At 73.3% G+C, this 14,088-nt stretch carries 15 protein-coding genes; 6 read left to right on the top strand and 9 right to left on the bottom strand.

Features of this window, described 5'->3' with window-relative positions; translation table 11 throughout:
- Nucleotides 1-7 precede the first annotated feature (7 nt).
- Together ACFU74_RS13915 and ACFU74_RS13910 are read left to right on the top strand one after the other, a co-directional pair.
- Nucleotides 8-1,420, top strand: coding sequence for a hypothetical protein (locus tag ACFU74_RS13915; RefSeq protein ID WP_380756052.1), 1,413 nt, complete (start codon nucleotides 8-10; stop codon nucleotides 1,418-1,420).
- A complete protein-coding gene (locus ACFU74_RS13910; RefSeq protein ID WP_380756050.1) occupies nucleotides 1,417-2,151 on the top strand; it encodes a pyridoxamine 5'-phosphate oxidase family protein in 735 nt (244 codons plus the stop codon). The genes ACFU74_RS13915 and ACFU74_RS13910 overlap by 4 nt, the downstream gene beginning before the upstream one ends.
- 76 nt (nucleotides 2,152-2,227) lie before the next feature.
- Here the strand turns inward: ACFU74_RS13910 and ACFU74_RS13905 are convergent, their stop codons facing one another.
- The 5 genes from ACFU74_RS13905 to ACFU74_RS13885 form a co-directional block, all read right to left on the bottom strand.
- Complete coding sequence (locus ACFU74_RS13905; RefSeq protein ID WP_380756048.1) at nucleotides 2,228-2,932, bottom strand: nicotinamide riboside transporter PnuC; 705 nt, start codon at nucleotides 2,930-2,932, stop codon at nucleotides 2,228-2,230.
- Nucleotides 2,933-3,044: 112 nt separating this feature from the next.
- Entirely contained in the window at nucleotides 3,045-3,521 is a 477-nt protein-coding gene (locus tag ACFU74_RS13900; protein ID WP_380756046.1) for a riboflavin kinase, read from the bottom strand.
- Nucleotides 3,514-4,044 carry a flavin reductase family protein gene (locus tag ACFU74_RS13895; RefSeq protein WP_380756044.1) on the bottom strand — a complete coding sequence of 177 codons (531 nt, stop codon included), beginning with the start codon at nucleotides 4,042-4,044 and terminating at the stop codon, nucleotides 3,514-3,516. The genes ACFU74_RS13900 and ACFU74_RS13895 overlap by 8 nt, the downstream gene beginning before the upstream one ends.
- Before the next feature lie 28 nt (nucleotides 4,045-4,072).
- Nucleotides 4,073-5,419 carry an NtaA/DmoA family FMN-dependent monooxygenase gene (locus tag ACFU74_RS13890; protein WP_380756042.1) on the bottom strand — a complete coding sequence of 449 codons (1,347 nt, stop codon included), beginning with the start codon at nucleotides 5,417-5,419 and terminating at the stop codon, nucleotides 4,073-4,075.
- 42 nt (nucleotides 5,420-5,461) lie between these two features.
- Nucleotides 5,462-6,382 (bottom strand): ribokinase, encoded by a 921-nt coding sequence (locus tag ACFU74_RS13885; protein WP_380756040.1) that lies wholly within the window; start codon nucleotides 6,380-6,382, stop codon nucleotides 5,462-5,464.
- A gap of 131 nt (nucleotides 6,383-6,513) precedes the next feature.
- Here ACFU74_RS13885 and ACFU74_RS13880 point away from each other — a divergent pair, with 131 nt between their 5' ends.
- On the top strand, nucleotides 6,514-7,506 hold the full coding sequence (locus ACFU74_RS13880) for a LacI family DNA-binding transcriptional regulator (protein WP_380756038.1): 993 nt from the start codon (nucleotides 6,514-6,516) through the stop codon (nucleotides 7,504-7,506).
- 18 nt (nucleotides 7,507-7,524) lie between these two features.
- Here ACFU74_RS13880 and ACFU74_RS13875 read toward each other — a convergent pair whose 3' ends face one another.
- Both ACFU74_RS13875 and ACFU74_RS13870 read right to left on the bottom strand, forming a co-directional pair.
- Nucleotides 7,525-8,706, bottom strand: coding sequence for a cytochrome P450 (locus tag ACFU74_RS13875; RefSeq protein WP_380756035.1), 1,182 nt, complete (start codon nucleotides 8,704-8,706; stop codon nucleotides 7,525-7,527).
- Nucleotides 8,707-8,860: 154 nt separating this feature from the next.
- Nucleotides 8,861-9,244, bottom strand: a complete 384-nt coding sequence (locus ACFU74_RS13870; RefSeq protein WP_380756033.1) for a hypothetical protein — start codon at nucleotides 9,242-9,244, stop codon at nucleotides 8,861-8,863.
- Between the two features lie 290 nt (nucleotides 9,245-9,534).
- Between ACFU74_RS13870 and ACFU74_RS13865 the strand changes: the two genes are divergently transcribed.
- The 3 genes from ACFU74_RS13865 to ACFU74_RS13855 all read left to right on the top strand — a co-directional run bounded on the left by ACFU74_RS13865 (nucleotide 9,535) and on the right by ACFU74_RS13855 (nucleotide 11,871).
- Nucleotides 9,535-10,008, top strand: a complete 474-nt coding sequence (locus tag ACFU74_RS13865; RefSeq protein WP_380756031.1) for a carboxymuconolactone decarboxylase family protein — start codon at nucleotides 9,535-9,537, stop codon at nucleotides 10,006-10,008.
- An 81-nt stretch (nucleotides 10,009-10,089) separates the two neighbouring features.
- Nucleotides 10,090-10,986: an RNA polymerase sigma-70 factor gene (locus ACFU74_RS13860; protein WP_380756029.1), complete on the top strand. Its 897-nt coding sequence runs from the start codon at nucleotides 10,090-10,092 to the stop codon at nucleotides 10,984-10,986.
- 138 nt (nucleotides 10,987-11,124) lie between these two features.
- Nucleotides 11,125-11,871, top strand: a complete 747-nt coding sequence (locus tag ACFU74_RS13855; protein WP_380756027.1) for an SDR family oxidoreductase — start codon at nucleotides 11,125-11,127, stop codon at nucleotides 11,869-11,871.
- A 50-nt stretch (nucleotides 11,872-11,921) separates the two neighbouring features.
- Here ACFU74_RS13855 and ACFU74_RS13850 read toward each other — a convergent pair whose 3' ends face one another.
- Together ACFU74_RS13850 and ACFU74_RS13845 are read right to left on the bottom strand one after the other, a co-directional pair.
- On the bottom strand, nucleotides 11,922-12,920 hold the full coding sequence (locus ACFU74_RS13850) for a hypothetical protein (protein WP_380756025.1): 999 nt from the start codon (nucleotides 12,918-12,920) through the stop codon (nucleotides 11,922-11,924).
- On the bottom strand, nucleotides 12,917-14,088 hold a 1,172-nt coding region (locus ACFU74_RS13845), incomplete at its 5' end, for an MFS transporter (protein ID WP_380756023.1). The genes ACFU74_RS13850 and ACFU74_RS13845, both read right to left, overlap by 4 nt.

The raw sequence follows: 14,088 nt of genomic DNA, 5'->3' as shown, positions 1-14,088 counted from the left end.
GTGCCCCATGCCCCGTCAGCCCGTGTACTCGATCCCGGCGAACGCCTCCAACACGCAGAAGATCCACTTCTACCCCGACCCCGCCAAGAAGGAGGAGGAAGGCCTCCCGAAGACCGCCCGGTCCTACGCCGGGTACGCGGACGTCGACGGCCCGGGAACGGCGAAGAGCCACTTGTTCTACTGGTTCTTCGAGAGCCAGACCTGCGACCCCAACCTCGACGCCGACAAGCAGAAGGAGCTGATCGGGCGGACCCCCCTGCTGATCTGGCTCAACGGCGGGCCCGGCGCCTCCTCGCTCGCGGGGCTGTTCCTGGAGAACGGCCCGGTGCGCATCGGCGACGACGCCGCCGGATCCGTCTCGGTCAGCCCCGACAGCTGGAACCAGGAGGCTCACCTCCTCTACTGGGACCAGCCCGTCGGGGCCGGATACAGCTACTGCGAGACCGAGGACGTCTACGTCGAGGACGAGGAGACCCTCAGTCAGATGTTCTGGCTGGCGCTCCAGCGGTTCTTCGACACCTACCCGGAGTACCTGGCGTGTCCCCTCTACGTCTGCGGTGAGAGCTACGCGGGCAAGTACGTGCCGTACATCGCCAAGCGGATCCACGAGCAGAACGCCGGCGGCACCGGGACGCACCTCAACCTGCGCGGGATCGCCGTGGGCAACGGCTGGATCAAACCGGAACTCTCGGTGCGCGTCATGATCGACTACGCCTACGCGTCCGGATTCCTCGGCCTGAACCAGAAGGCCGCCCTGGACCTCGCCTACCTCGACTTCCAGGAGGCCCTCAAGGCCGGACGGATGAAGAAGGCCACCGATCTCGGCAACGGCCTGGTCAACGCCGTGCTGGCGTTCGGGGGAAACTTCGACGTCTACGACGTGCGGCGCTGGGACGACCTGTCCCCGGGTTCGCTTCCCGCCTACCTCAACAGCGGACCCGTGAAGACGGCCGTGCACGCCGAGCACGAATGGCAGTTCGCGGACAACTCAGGACCGGTGGCCACCGCGCTGAAGGCCGACGTCATGGCGGACGCATCGCCGCTGTACGCCGACCTCATCCACGCGGAGGAGAAGTACCAGGTCCTGCTCTACACCGGGGACTTCGACACCGCCTGCGGCTACCAGAGCACCGAGGAGATCCTCGCCGAGATCATGAAGAACGGCTGGGGCAACGCCAAGCGGTTGATCTGGAAGCAGGCGCAGGGGCACCCGAAGGGCTTCGTCCGGACCCTGGACAACGTCACCCAGGTCGCCGTGCCCGACTCCGGGCACGAGGTGCCGTACTACCAGCCGCAGATCTCCCGGGAGATGCTCTACAACTGGCTCTTCGGCCGCCCCTTCCACGGCCAGGACCCGACGGGCGTGGTCCAGGGCATCCTCGACAAGGCCCGGGAGGACGCCGACAAGGAGGAGGCATGAACCAGCACTTCAAGCGGACGAAGGAGGTCGAGGACCTGGCGGCGGCCACCGCGGTCCTCAGGAAGGGCTACGTCTGCTCCCTCGCCCACGTCGACCCCGTCACGGGCCGGCCGAGGTGCGTGCCCATGGTCTACGCCTACCACGAGGAGGCCGACCAGAAGCTGATCTACCTGCACGGCTCGATCCACTGGCCGCCGCAGACGAAGCTGGAGCCCTCGCTGCGGCAGCTGTGGAGCGACACCGGGGTCCCCGTCTGCCTGGCCGTCACCCTGCTCGACGGCCTGCTCGTCGGACGGGCGGCGATCAGCACCTCCCTCAACTACCGCTCCGTGGTGGTGGACGGCGTCGCGCGGAAGGTCGCTGCGGCGAACCGGGCGAAGGCGTTCGAGGCGCTCTGCAACCAGGTCGTCCCGGGCCGGTGGCCCGAGCTGCGCCCGATCAAGGACGGCAAGGGCGGTGAACTGGACTCGGACGAGGAGCACACCCCCACCGTCGGGGTCCTCTCCGTCAGCCTGACGGAGAAGGACACGATCGTGAGGTCCAAGACGCACGCGGCCCCCGAACCGGAGCACGAGAACCAGCAGGACCGGGACTGGGACCACGGCAACGCCTGGGGCGGTCTGGTCCCGATGCGCCAGGTCTACGGGCCGGCGGTCCCCGACTCGCACGTCAAGGACAAGGAAGCCGACCCGCCGGACTCCGTCCTGCGGCTGATCGGCCGGAGCAGGTAGCGCGCCGACGCCACGTCCTGCGGGCCCGGGAGAGTGGCTCGCAGGACGTGGCCGTCACCGTGCCGCCGCGGCCGGGTTACGGCCTGGCGGCCGGGGTCGTGTCGCCGCGGCCCTCCACGACCACGGCCGGCTCCAGCGGGGAGGCGATCTCCTGGCCCTTGCTGTGCGAGGCCCAGTCGCGGATGCCGATGAGGACCATGATGAAGAAGATCCCGTAGACGATGCCGGAGAAGTACAGCTCGGAGTGGATCGCGAGCGGCACCCCGACCAGGTCGACGGCCAGCCAGACGAACCAGAACTCCACGTAGCGGCGGGCCTGGGTGTACATCGCCAGGATCGAGCCGACGAAGATCCAGGCGTCCGCGAGGACCATCCACCAGGGGGCGCCGGGGTAGAACGAGGCGTCGTTCGCCTTGAGCACCGCGGCGAACGCGAAGGTGCCGACGGCCATGACGGCGATCAGGACCGCGCGCTCCCGCCAGGACGCCCAGCGGACGTTGATGGCGCCCTCCTGCTGCCGGCTGCGCCGCCAGGTGGCCCAGCCCCAGGAGGCCGAGGCGATGATCACGACCTGCCGGGCGGCGTTGCCGCCGAGGTGGACGTTGAGGCTGGCGATCAGCAGCAGGACCGACCCGAGGATCTGGACGGGCCAGGCGACCAGCGAGCGGCGCAGGGCGAGCCAGACGGTCGCGAGCGCCAGGATGTTGCCGAGGAAGTCGGACCAGTAGACGGGGATGCCGAAGAAGCTGAACTGGTTGTTCAGCCACTCGAGTGCGCTCATGACCTACACCTTTGTTTGCTGGGGGAACAAGCCTGGGTGTGAGCTGCGGCCCGGGACGGGGCCGGTGGCGAGGCGCGGCACGGTGGTGGGGGGCAGGACCGTGCGGGGAGCCTCAGGGGGCGGTGATGGTGCTGCGGTGCGCGGCGAGCGCGTCGTCGCGGACGCGCCGCCCGTGGTCCGAGGCGAGGACGGCCTCGGAGCGCCGGACGTCCTCCCGCACGGCGCGCACCAGGGCGGCGGGAGAGGGGAACTTCACGGTGTCGCGGAGCCGTTCGGCGAACCACACGGTGACCGGTTCGCCGTAGACGTCCTCCGCCAGGTCGTGGCAGTACGCCTCGACGTGGACCTCGGCGGTGTCGCAGAAGGTCGGGTTCGATCCGACGCTGATCGTCGCCGGGTGGACGGCGCCGGTGCGGTGGCGCACCACCCAGCCGCTGTACACCGCGGCCGGCGGGACCGGGGAGTCCGGGCCGGCCGCGATGTTGGCGGTGGGGAACCCGAGCCCGTGGCCCCGGCCGGCGCCGTGCACCACCGTGCCGGTGAGGTGCGGGCGGGCGGCCGGGGCGCCGGACCCGGAGGTCTCAGGCATGGGGCAGCAGCTCGCGGAACTGGCTGGTGTGGAAGACCAGCGGCTCCACGCCGTCGAAGAGTTCGACGCTCATCAGCTCCAGGAGCACGATCTCGTGGTCGCCGCCGTCGTAGGTCGCGCCCACCCTGGCCGTCAGCCACAGCGCGGCGTCCTCGACGAGGACGGCGCCCTCGGGCGTCGCCGACCACGCGACGCCGTCGAAACGCCTGGCCTCGCGGGAGGCCAGCCGCCGGCAGAGCGCGCCCTGGCCGTGGCTGAGCACGCTCAGTCCCAGGACGGGGGCCTCCGCCAGGCGCGGCCAGGTGGTGGAGGTGCGGGCGACGCTGACGGCGACCATCGGCGGCTGGAGCGAGATCGAGACGAAGGAACTGGCGGCGAAGCCGACCGGCTCGCCCGCGCGCAGCGCGCTGATCGCGACCACACCGGTCGGGTAGGCCCCGAACGCCTGTCGCAGGGTCGCCGCGTCCAGCTCCGCCGGCGTGGACGTCCCGGCCGGTTCGGGGGCAAGGGTGGCCATGGTCATCGTCATCCTCTCCTCTCGGGTGCTGTTCTCAGTGCCGGTACCGCGCCGCCGGGTGGCTGGCCGGCAGCGCGCGGTCGTCCGCCCCGGTGAGCCGCTCGCGCAGGCTCTCGCCCTCCGTGTACTCGCCGCGGAAGACCCCGCGCTTGCGCAGGATCGGCAGCACCGACTCGACGAACTCGGTGGTCGAGGCCGGCTGGACCGCCGGGGAGAGCAGGAACCCGTCGAGGTCGGCGCCCTCGGCGAGGGCGCAGATCTCGTCGGCGATCTCCTCGGCCGTGCCGACGACCGGGCGCGCGCCGACGCCGTGGGTGTGCCAGTCGGCGAGCACGTCGCCGACGGTCTTGCCGGCGAAGCGGGCCACCTGGGTCTGCGACATCTCGGTGGACAGCTCCGTCATGGGGGTGTCCGGCGCGTAGGAGGAGAGGTCGAGCCCGGTGAACATGGCGTAGCTGGCGACGGTGACCTCGGGCCGCTGGGCGTCCAGGATCCGCTGGTAGCGGCGCTCGGCGTCCGAGCGGGAGGCACCGACGACGCAGGAGAACGCCGACATCACCTTGACCTCGTCGGCCCGGCGGCCGGCCTTGACCGCCTCCTCGCGGATGGAGGCGGTGTGCCCGGCGAGCTGCTGGACGGAGCCGCTGCCGACGAACATGCACTCGCCGTGCCGTCCGCCGACCCGGCGGCCGGCGGGAGAGGCCCCGGCCTGGAAGAGCACCGGGGTGCCCTGCGGGGAGCGTGCGGTGTTGCCGTAGCCCTGCGAGCGGAAGAACGGTCCCTTGTGGTCGACCAGGTGGACCTTGGCGGGGTCGGCGAAGCGGCCGTCCTTGTCCTTCTCCAGGGCGTCCGGCTCCCAGGCGCCCTCCCAGTACTTGTAGACGAGGTCGAGGAAGTCCTCGGCCATCCGGTAGCGGTCGTCGTGCGCCACCATCTCCATGCCGAAGGCCTTGACGGCGGTGTCGGCGGTGCCCGTCGTCACGACGTTCCAGCCGATCCGGCCGCCGGAGAGCTGGTCGAGGGTGGCCATCCGGCGGGCGAAGGCGTACGGCGGCTCGACCAGGACGGAGCCGGTCATCACCAGGCCCAGGTTCGTGGTCGTCGACAGCAGCGCGGACGCGACGACGACCGGGTCGAGCCGGGGCAGGTCGAGCGTCTCCTCGGTGGCGATCGGCGGGCGGGTGCCGTCGATCTCCGACCAGCCCCAGGCGTCGGCCAGGAAGAGGAAGTCCAGCTTGGCGTCCTCGCAGATCGTGGCGAGCTCGCGCCAGTACCCGAGGGTGTCGAAGAGGTGCCGCCGGCTGTCGGGGTGGCGCCAGGTGGCGGTGCCGCTCGCGTTGGTCTGGGCGTTCTCGAACAGGCCGATCTTGAGGTTCTTCATGGGTGGTTCTCCGTTGTGCTGGTGAGGGGCCCGTGGGGGGTGTCAGGGGGCGGAGGGGAGGGAGGTGGTGTCGAGCTGGGCCGCGTAGGGCATGGAGGACTGGGCGCCGAGGCCGGTGACGGCGTGCGAAGCGGCACGCACCGCGCGTTCGACGGCGGCCGGCAGGGCGGCGCCGCGGCCGAGGGCGTCCGCGAGGGCTCCGCAGAAGGTGTCGCCGGCGCCCACGGTGTCCACCGCGTCCACGCGCGGAGCGGGGACGTGGAGGACGCCGGGGCCGTGCGACTCCTTGAGCAGCGCGCCGTCGGCCCCGAGGGTGACCACGACGGCCCGGCAGGGGAGCACGGCGTGCTCCAGCAGTTCCCGCGCCTCGGGCAGTCCGGCGGGGCGGTCGGCGCCGAGCAGGGAGGCGAGTTCGCCCAGGTTGGGGACCAGGACGTCGACCGCCGCCAGCACGCCCGGGGCGACCGGGCGGGCCGGCGCGGGGTTGAACACCACGGTCCCGCCCTGCTCGCGGGTGCGCAGGACCGCCAGGTCGACCACACCGGGGGCGATCTCGTTCTGCACGAGGACGATCTCGCCGGGTGAGCGGACCAGCCTGGCGGGCAGGTCCTCGGCGCCGAGGGCCGCGTTGGCCCCCGGGTTCACGACGATGGTGTTCTCGCCCGCGCCGTCGACGACCACCGCGGCGAGTCCGGTCGGGTGCCGCTCGTCCGTCCGCACCTCGGTGACGTCCACGCCCTCGGCCGCGAGCGCGGCCAGCAGGCCGGCCGCGTCCGTGCCGACCCTGGCCACCAGGCGCACCCGGGATCCGAGGCGCGCCGCGGCGACCGCCTGGTTGGCGCCCTTACCGCCGGCCCCCTCGGCGAAGTGCCGCGCGAGCACGGTCTCGCCGGGGTGCGGCAGGCCCTCGACGCTCAGCACGAGGTCGCGGTTCACCGAACCGACGACGGTGATGGACGGCATTGACGCTCCTTTGGGAGATCGATTTCCGACATGCTGTACCAGCACCCCCCGGCCGTCAAGTAGCCTCCTCGTGAAAAGACCGCCCCGATGTCGTGGCCCCTCCACCGCCCACCCATCCGAAGGACACCCACGTGACAGCGCCCCGACTCCTCGACGTGGCCGAGGCCGCCGGCGTCTCCCGCGCGACGGCCTCACGGGTACTCGCCGGGACACCGCGCAACGTCGACCCCGAGCTCGCCCGCCGGGTCGAGGAGGCCGCCCGGCGGCTCGGCTACCAGGCCAACCACTCGGCCCGGGCCCTGCGCACCGGCAGCACCGGTACCGTCGGCGTGGTCGTCCCCACGCTCGCCAACCCGTACTTCGTCCAGCTCGCCGACGCCATCGCCCAGCACGTGCGGGCGGCCGGCGGCACGCTGATGGTCTCCGACGCGGCGAACGACCCCGCGATCGAGGCCGAGCAGATCGACACGCTGCTCGGCGGGCGGGTCGACGGCCTGTTCGTCGTCCCCGTCTCGGCCAACGAGTCCGGACCCGCCATCCGCAACGCCGCCGCCCGCCGCCCGGTCGTCCTGTTCGACCGGTGGGCCAAGGGCTCCGGCACCGTGGCGGTCACCCTCGACAACGCGGCCGCCGTCCGACTCCTCGTCGAGCACCTGGAACAGACGGGCCGTCACCGGATCGCGCTGGTCGCCGCGGACCAGGCCTCCTCCTCGGGCGCGGAACGGCTCGCGGCCTTCACCGAGGTCCAGGGCGACGGCGCCACCACCGTCCTGCTGCCCAACTTCACCACCGACGCGGGCCGCACGGCGGGGCGGCGCATCGTCGAACAGCGCGACCGGATCGACGCAGTCGTCTGCGGAGCGGACGTGCTCGCCGTCGGGCTGGTGAGCACCCTGCACCGCTCATCGGTCGCCGTGCCCGGGAAGATCGCCGTCACCGGCTTCGACGACACCGAGATACTCGAACTCTTCGACCCGCCCATCACCTCCATCCGCCACCCGCTCTCCGCGATGGCCGAACGCGCGCTGACCCTGCTTCAGGCGCCGAGCCGCGAACGGACCGAGCGGGTCGAACGCTTCCAGCCCCAGCTCGTCGTCCGCGCCTCGACGGACACCGGTTCCTGATCCGGCGTCAATCCGGCGTCAGTCCGCCGCCGGGTGCACCCGGACCCGGCAACTCGCCCACCCGCGCAGGACGTTGTTGAGCACGGGCTCCGCGGCGAGGAGTTCGAAGCGGCCGACCCGGGGCAGCAGGGCCGCCAGGACGGCCTGCATCTCGATCCGGGCCAGGCCCAGGCCCGCGCAGGCGTGCTCCCCCCGGCCGAAGGCCAGGTGGTCCGAGGGGCGCCGGCGCACGTCGAAGCGGTCGGGGTCGGGGTACTGGCGCTCGTCCCGGTTGGCCGCCCCGTAGAGGAGCATGACGCGCGAGCCCGCGGGCAGGGTGCACCCCTCGACCTCGTGGTCCTCGGTGACGACGCGGGTGAAGCGCTGTATCGGGGACTCCAGGCGCAGCACCTCGTTGACGGCGTGCGGGAGCAGCGAGGGGTCGGCGCGCAGGACGGCCCACTGCTCAGGGTGCGTCGCGAACAGGTGGACGGCGCTGGAGACGGCGTAGATCGTCGTGTCCAGGCTGGGCGCGATGTAGTCGATCACCATGAACGGGCACTGCTCCACCGGAAGCTCGCCGCGCTCGGCCGCCGCGTACAGCTCGGCGGCCCAGCCGGCCGGGTCGAGGGTGCCGGGCCGGGCCTCGCGCAGTGCGAAGGCGACCATCTCGTCGAGCTCGGGGAAGGCCTCGACGGTCCGCCGGTTCATCGGGCCCTGGGCGTCGAAGGTGGCGTTCGCCCACTCCAGCATGTGCGCGCGGCCGGCGTCTCCGAGGCCGACGAGTTCGGAGACGACGGTGAGCGGCAGGTGCCGGGCCAGCTCCGTGGTGGCGTCGAACGAGCCCTGCTCCACGAGACGGCCGACCAGGTGCTCCGCCTCGCGCTCGATCCGGGGCACCAGCTCGCGCAGCCGCTCCGGGCGCAGCGGCCGCCCCAGCACCTGGCGCATCCGGGTGTGCTCGGGCGGGTCGCTGCACAGGGTGATCCCCTGCAGGGCGGAGTTGATCCGGTCGTTCATCATGACGCCCTGGGCCGAGGAGAAGACCCGCCAGTCGGCGGCCGCCTCGCGCACCTGGCGGTAGCGGGCGAGGGCGTACACGCCGTGCGCGGTGAGCTCGACGACCGGGCCGAGGCCGCGCAGTTCGCGGTGGAGCGGGTAGGGGTCGCCCAGGGCCCGGTCGGTGAAGAGGTCGAGGTCGCTGGTGGGAATCGTCTGCACGGATTCCTCCGTTTCCGTCGAGGGGATCGTGTCGTGGGCCGTCCGGCCCACGCGGGCCGCCCGGCCCGCTGCCGCGGCGGACCGAGCGCGGCGGGCCGGTCCGGCGCTCCTCGTCGGGAGTGCCGGACCGGCCCGTGACGGGGCGCGGCCGCTGCTAGCAGGGCTTCCAGGAGGAGATCGCGTCGTTGAACACGGTGCCCCCGAGGTCGGTCACCTGGTGGCCGCTCTCCAGGACGAAGTACCGGCCCTGGTAGCCGTTGTGCTCCCAGAAGCACATCCGCGCGGTGGTGATGTTCGTGAGGGAGGAGATCGAGTCCTGCCAGCGGGAGCCCGACCAGGTGTCCTTGCCCGCGTCCTTGACGGTGACCGGGACCATGCCGCAGTCGACGAGCTGCGCGTGCAGGCAGACGGAGATCGCGGCCGCGGCCGCGGAGGGGCCTTCGGCCGCCGCGGCGGTTCCGGTCGCGGCGGCCGACCCGGCCAGTACCGCGGCCGACACCGCGAGCGCGGCCAGGGTGCTCTTCGAACGGGGGTGCATGTGTCCTCCTCCGGACATGGGCGGACAGCGGCGGGGTTCCGGGGGCCGGCCACCGCCGCCGGCGCCGCGCGACGGGTTCCGTTTCGCCCGTGCCCTGGCGGGCACCGGCTTCGGTCGTACGGTCAGAAGACCGGCGAGCCCGGCGGGTTGTGACACGCCGTCGGGTCCGGCCGGCATCCCCGGCCCTCCAGGGCTCCGACAGATGTGATGCGGGCCACAGTGGAGCCGTGTCACATTCCGCCGTCCGGTCCGGTCAAGAAGGTGAATCCCGACGACACGAGGAGCACACCATGGACGCCCGTCTCGACTTCTTCGGCAACGGTGTCGGGGCCAGGGTCCTGCGGCACATCAACTCGGCCGGCAAGGTGCTGTCCGACGCGGGGCTGCCGCACGCGACGCAGGAGCTGGTGAAGATCCGCGCGAGCCAGATCAACGGCTGCGGCTTCTGCACGGACATGCACACCAAGGACGCCGCGCACGCGGGTGAGAGCGCCCAGCGGCTGAACCTGGTGGCGACCTGGCGGGAGGCCACCGTCTTCACCGACGCCGAGTGCGCCGCGCTGGAGCTCGCGGAACAGGGCACCCGGATCGCGGACGCCGCCGGCGGCGTCACCGACGAGGCCTGGGAGAACGCCGCCGAGCACTACGACGAGGACCAGTTGGCCGCGCTGATCTCGCTCATCGCCGTGATCAACGCCTACAACCGGATCAACGTCATCAACCGGCAGCCCGCCGGGGCGTACCGGCCCGGCCAGTTCGGCTGAGCCCGGGAGGGAGGCCGGCCGCGGTCCCGCCCGGGCCGTGTCCGGCCTCCCCCGGCCGCACCCAGTGGAGGACACCGACCCGTGCAGACCGCCGCAGACGCCGGCCCGCCCGACCCGGCGACCCGGGACTTCCTCGCGGTCCGTCCGCAGCTGTTCGGGATCGCGTACCGGATCCTCGGCAGTACGGCGGAGGCCGAGGACATCGTCCAGGAGGCCTGGCTGCGGTGGCGCAGCACCGACCACGCCGGCGTCCGCGACCCGGCGGCGTTCCTGGCCACCGTCACCACCCGGCTGGCCGTCAACGTCGCCCGGTCGGCCCGGGTGCGGCGGGAGTCGTACGTCGGGCCGTGGCTCCCCGACCCCGTCGACACCCGGGCGGATCCTCAGCTGGGGGCCGAGCGCGCCGAGGCGGTCGAGCTGGCCGTGCTGCTGCTCCTGGAGCGGCTCAATCCGGTGGAGCGGGCGGCGTACGTGCTCCGGGAGGCCTTCGACTACCCGTACGGGCGGATCGCGGAGATCGTGGAGACCAGCGAGGCCAACGCCCGCCAGCTGGTGAGCCGGGCGCGCAGGCACCTGGCCGCCGCGCGCCGGGCGCGCGTGGACCGTGCCGAGCACCGGCGGCTCCTGGAGGTGTTCGTCGGCGCCGCGCGCACCGGCGACCTGGCGGTGCTGGAGGAACTGCTCGCGGCGGACGTCGTCAGCTACTCCGACGGCGGGGGCGTCCGCGGAGCCTCCCGCGTCCCGGTCACCGGCCGCCCCGTCGTGGCCAGGTACCTGGCGGCCTTCGCACCGCGCTTCTGGCCGGGGACGGAGCTGCGGTGGGTGGAGGCCAACGGGCTGCCGGCCGTGCTGGTCTCCGCCGGCGGCGCCGCGACGGCCCTGCTCTGCCTGGACGCCTCCGCCGAGGGGATCGAGCGGATCATGTGGGTGATGAACCCGGCCCGGCTGGCGCCCTTCGTGGCCTCGCTGGAGGGCTGAGCCCGGTACCACCCGGTTCACCCGGGTCGTTGTCACAGATCCGGGGGCCGCGCTGTCCTACTGGTGCGGGCGGGGCCGGCCGGCGCACGTCCGGGGCCGCCCGCGGGAACCGGAAGAATCACAGAGAGGATCCCCCTCATGAAGGTCGTCGTGATCGGTGGCACCGGACTCATCGGCTCGAAGCTGGTGGCCGCACTCAAGGAGCAGGGCCACGAGGCGGTTCCGGCCGCCCCCGGCACCGGGGTCGACACACTCACCGGCGAGGGCCTGGCCGAGGTCCTGGAGGGGGCCCCGGTGGTGGTCGACGTGTCGAACTCCCCCTCGTTCGAGGACGACGCCGTCCTGGCGTTCTTCCGCACCTCGACCGCCAACCTGCTGAAGGCCGGTGCGGACGCCGGGGTGACCCACCACGTGGCGCTGTCGGTGGTCGGCACCGAGCGGCTCCAGGAGAGCGGCTACTTCCGCGCCAAGCAGGCGCAGGAGGAGCTGATCAAGGCCTCCGGGCTGCCCTGGTCGATCGTCCACGCCACCCAGTTCTTCGAGTTCGCCAAGGGCATCGCGGCGGCTGCCACCGACGGGGACACCGTGCGGCTGTCCGCCGCGAGGATCCAGCCGGTGCGCTCCGACGACGTGGCCGCCGCCGTGGCCCGTACGGCGGTCGGCGCGCCCGTCAACGGCGTGGTGGAGGTGGCCGGTCCCGAGGTCTTCGGGCTGGACGAGCTGGTCCGTACGGCGCTGGCCGGGACGGACGACCCGCGCACGGTCGTGACGGACCCCGGCGCCCGCTACTTCGGCGCCGCGCTGGAGGAGCGCACGCTGCTGCCCGGGCCCGGCGCGCGGCTCGCCGAGGCCCGGTTCGGCGACTGGCTGGCCGAGCAGCGCTGAGCCGGTCCGGGGCGGCCCGCACCGTGCGGAGTGGGGGCCGCCCCGCACGGTCAGCGGGACGGTGCCGGCACGGTGACCGGTGAGGAGCCGCCGGGCACCAGCAGCCGCGGTGCGCCGGTGCCGTCCGCGGGGACCGTCCAGACGTCGCCGCCCTTGCCCTCCCTGGCCGGGAGGGCGTAGGCGAGGGTGGCGTCGTCCAGCCAGGCAGCCTGGTCGTCGACGCTGTGCGACTCGGCCGTGGGGTGCTCGCGCAGGTCGGCCAGGTCGAGCACGTACAGCCGCCAGGGGGCGGCCGGGTCGTCCGAGACCTTCTTCTTGAAGGCGATCCGGGTGCCGTCCGGGGAGAGCGAGGGGCACTCGACGTTCTCCCGCAGGGCGCGCGCCGACCACGCCTTGAGGTCGCCCTCGACCAGGTGGGTGCGGCCGCCGGTGGCGACGGTGGCGTAGAAGCGGTTCTCGTCGGCGGCGAAGTTGACGCCCCAGTAGTTGACGTCGGCGGCGTGGTACCGGGCGCCGCCGAGGGTCAGCGGGATCTCCTCGATCGACTTGACCAGGTAGCCGGTGCGCAGGTCCAGGATCGAGGTGCGGGTGGAGAAGCCGCTCTTCGCGTAGGAGTCCCCGACCGCGAAGGTGGTCCAGGAGAGCACCTGTCCGGAGGGCGACACCCGGGCCCGGTTCGGGATGCCGGGCACGGTGACCGTCCGCAGTTCGGTGAACGCCCGGTCGTAGACCACGGCCTGGGTGCGGGCCGGGGTGCCGGGCAGCGCCCGCAGGCACAGCGCCCGCTCCCCCGCCGCGTAGAACCGCTCGCAGGACGGCCCGTCCGGGGTGCCCGGGGTGCGGGCGACCCGTCCGGTGGCGCCGTCGCGGTAGTAGAGGCCCGCCTCGTTCAGGGTGAACGAGGCCTCCGCCGCGACGAGTTGCCGCCCGCCGCCGCGCTCGCGGGCGTGCAGGACGTAGCCGAGCGAGCCGCCCAGCAGGACGAGGAGGGCGAGGACCAGCACGGTCGTGCGTGCCTTCACCGTTGCGCGCGGGTTCAGCGGGTTCATGCGTCACTCCTTCCCGGCAGGATCCGCCAGGCGGCGGCGAGAGCGGTGGCCAGCGCGAGGGCGGCGGCCAGCAGGGCGGGGCGCGGTCCCCACCACGTCCAGGCGACGCCGAACCCGGCCGCCCCGACCAGCCGGGCCAGCGCCTGCCCGGTCTGCAGCACCGCGAGCCCGCCCGCCCGGCCGCCGGCCGGCAGCACCGGCCCGGCCAGCGCCATCAGCACGCCGTCGGTGGCGGCGTAGAAGACGCCGAGCAGGACGAGGACGAGGACGGCGGAAGGCCATCCGAGCGGTGCCAGCAGGGTGAGGTAGGCGGCCAGCAGCGCGCCGTGGCCGAGCAGGAACGGGGTGCGCCGCCCGGCCCGGTCCGCGAGCCGGCCGGCCGGGACGGCCAGCAGCAGGTAGCAGGCGGCCGCGCCGAGGGGCAGCAGCGGGAAGAGGACGGGCGACAGGTCGAGGCCGCGCTGGAGGAGCAGGTAGAGGAAGGAGTCGCCGATGGTGGCGGCGCCCAGCAGCGCGGCGGCGGCGGTCACCCGCCGGAACACCGGGTCGCGCAGGACCCGGTGCTTCGTCCGCGCCGGCCCGGGCGCGGCCGCGGCCCGTACCGGTGCGGGCGCCGGCACGGGCGGCCCGGCCGGGACGAAGAGCACCAGGACCAGGACGCCGAGCAGGCCGGTGGCGAAGCTGACCACGAAGACCGCGTCGTAGGCGTCCGCCGTCGCCCACAGCACCGCGAACGCGACCAGCGGCCCGAGCAGCGCCCCCGTGGTGTCCATCGCCCGGTGCACGCCGAACGCCCGGCCCAGCGCCTCCGGCGGTGCGCTGAGCGTGATCATCGCGTCCCGCGGGGCGGTCCGCACGCCCTTGCCGAGCCGGTCGGCGGCCAGTGCGGCGGCGATACCGCCGGCCGCGCCGCCGGCCAGCAGCAGCCCGAGCCGGGAGAGCGCCGACAGCAGGTAGCCCGCCCCGGCGACCGTCCGGTGGCGGCCGCCGCCCCGGTCGGCGAGCCGTCCGCCGAGCAGCCGGACCAGCGCGGTGGCGCCGTTGAACAGTCCGTCGAGGAAGCCGAACTGGAGGGGTGAGAGGCCGAGGCCCAGCACCAGGTAGAGCGGCAGCACGGCCGTGACCATCTCCGAGGAGACGTCGGTGACCAGGCTGACCGCCCCGAGCG

The sequence above is a fragment of the Kitasatospora sp. NPDC057500 genome (assembly GCF_042802195.1).
GTDB lineage: Bacteria > Actinomycetota > Actinomycetes > Streptomycetales > Streptomycetaceae > Kitasatospora.
The sequence above is the reverse complement of the archived record's forward strand: the minus strand, read 5'-3'. Positions and strand labels throughout refer to the sequence as shown.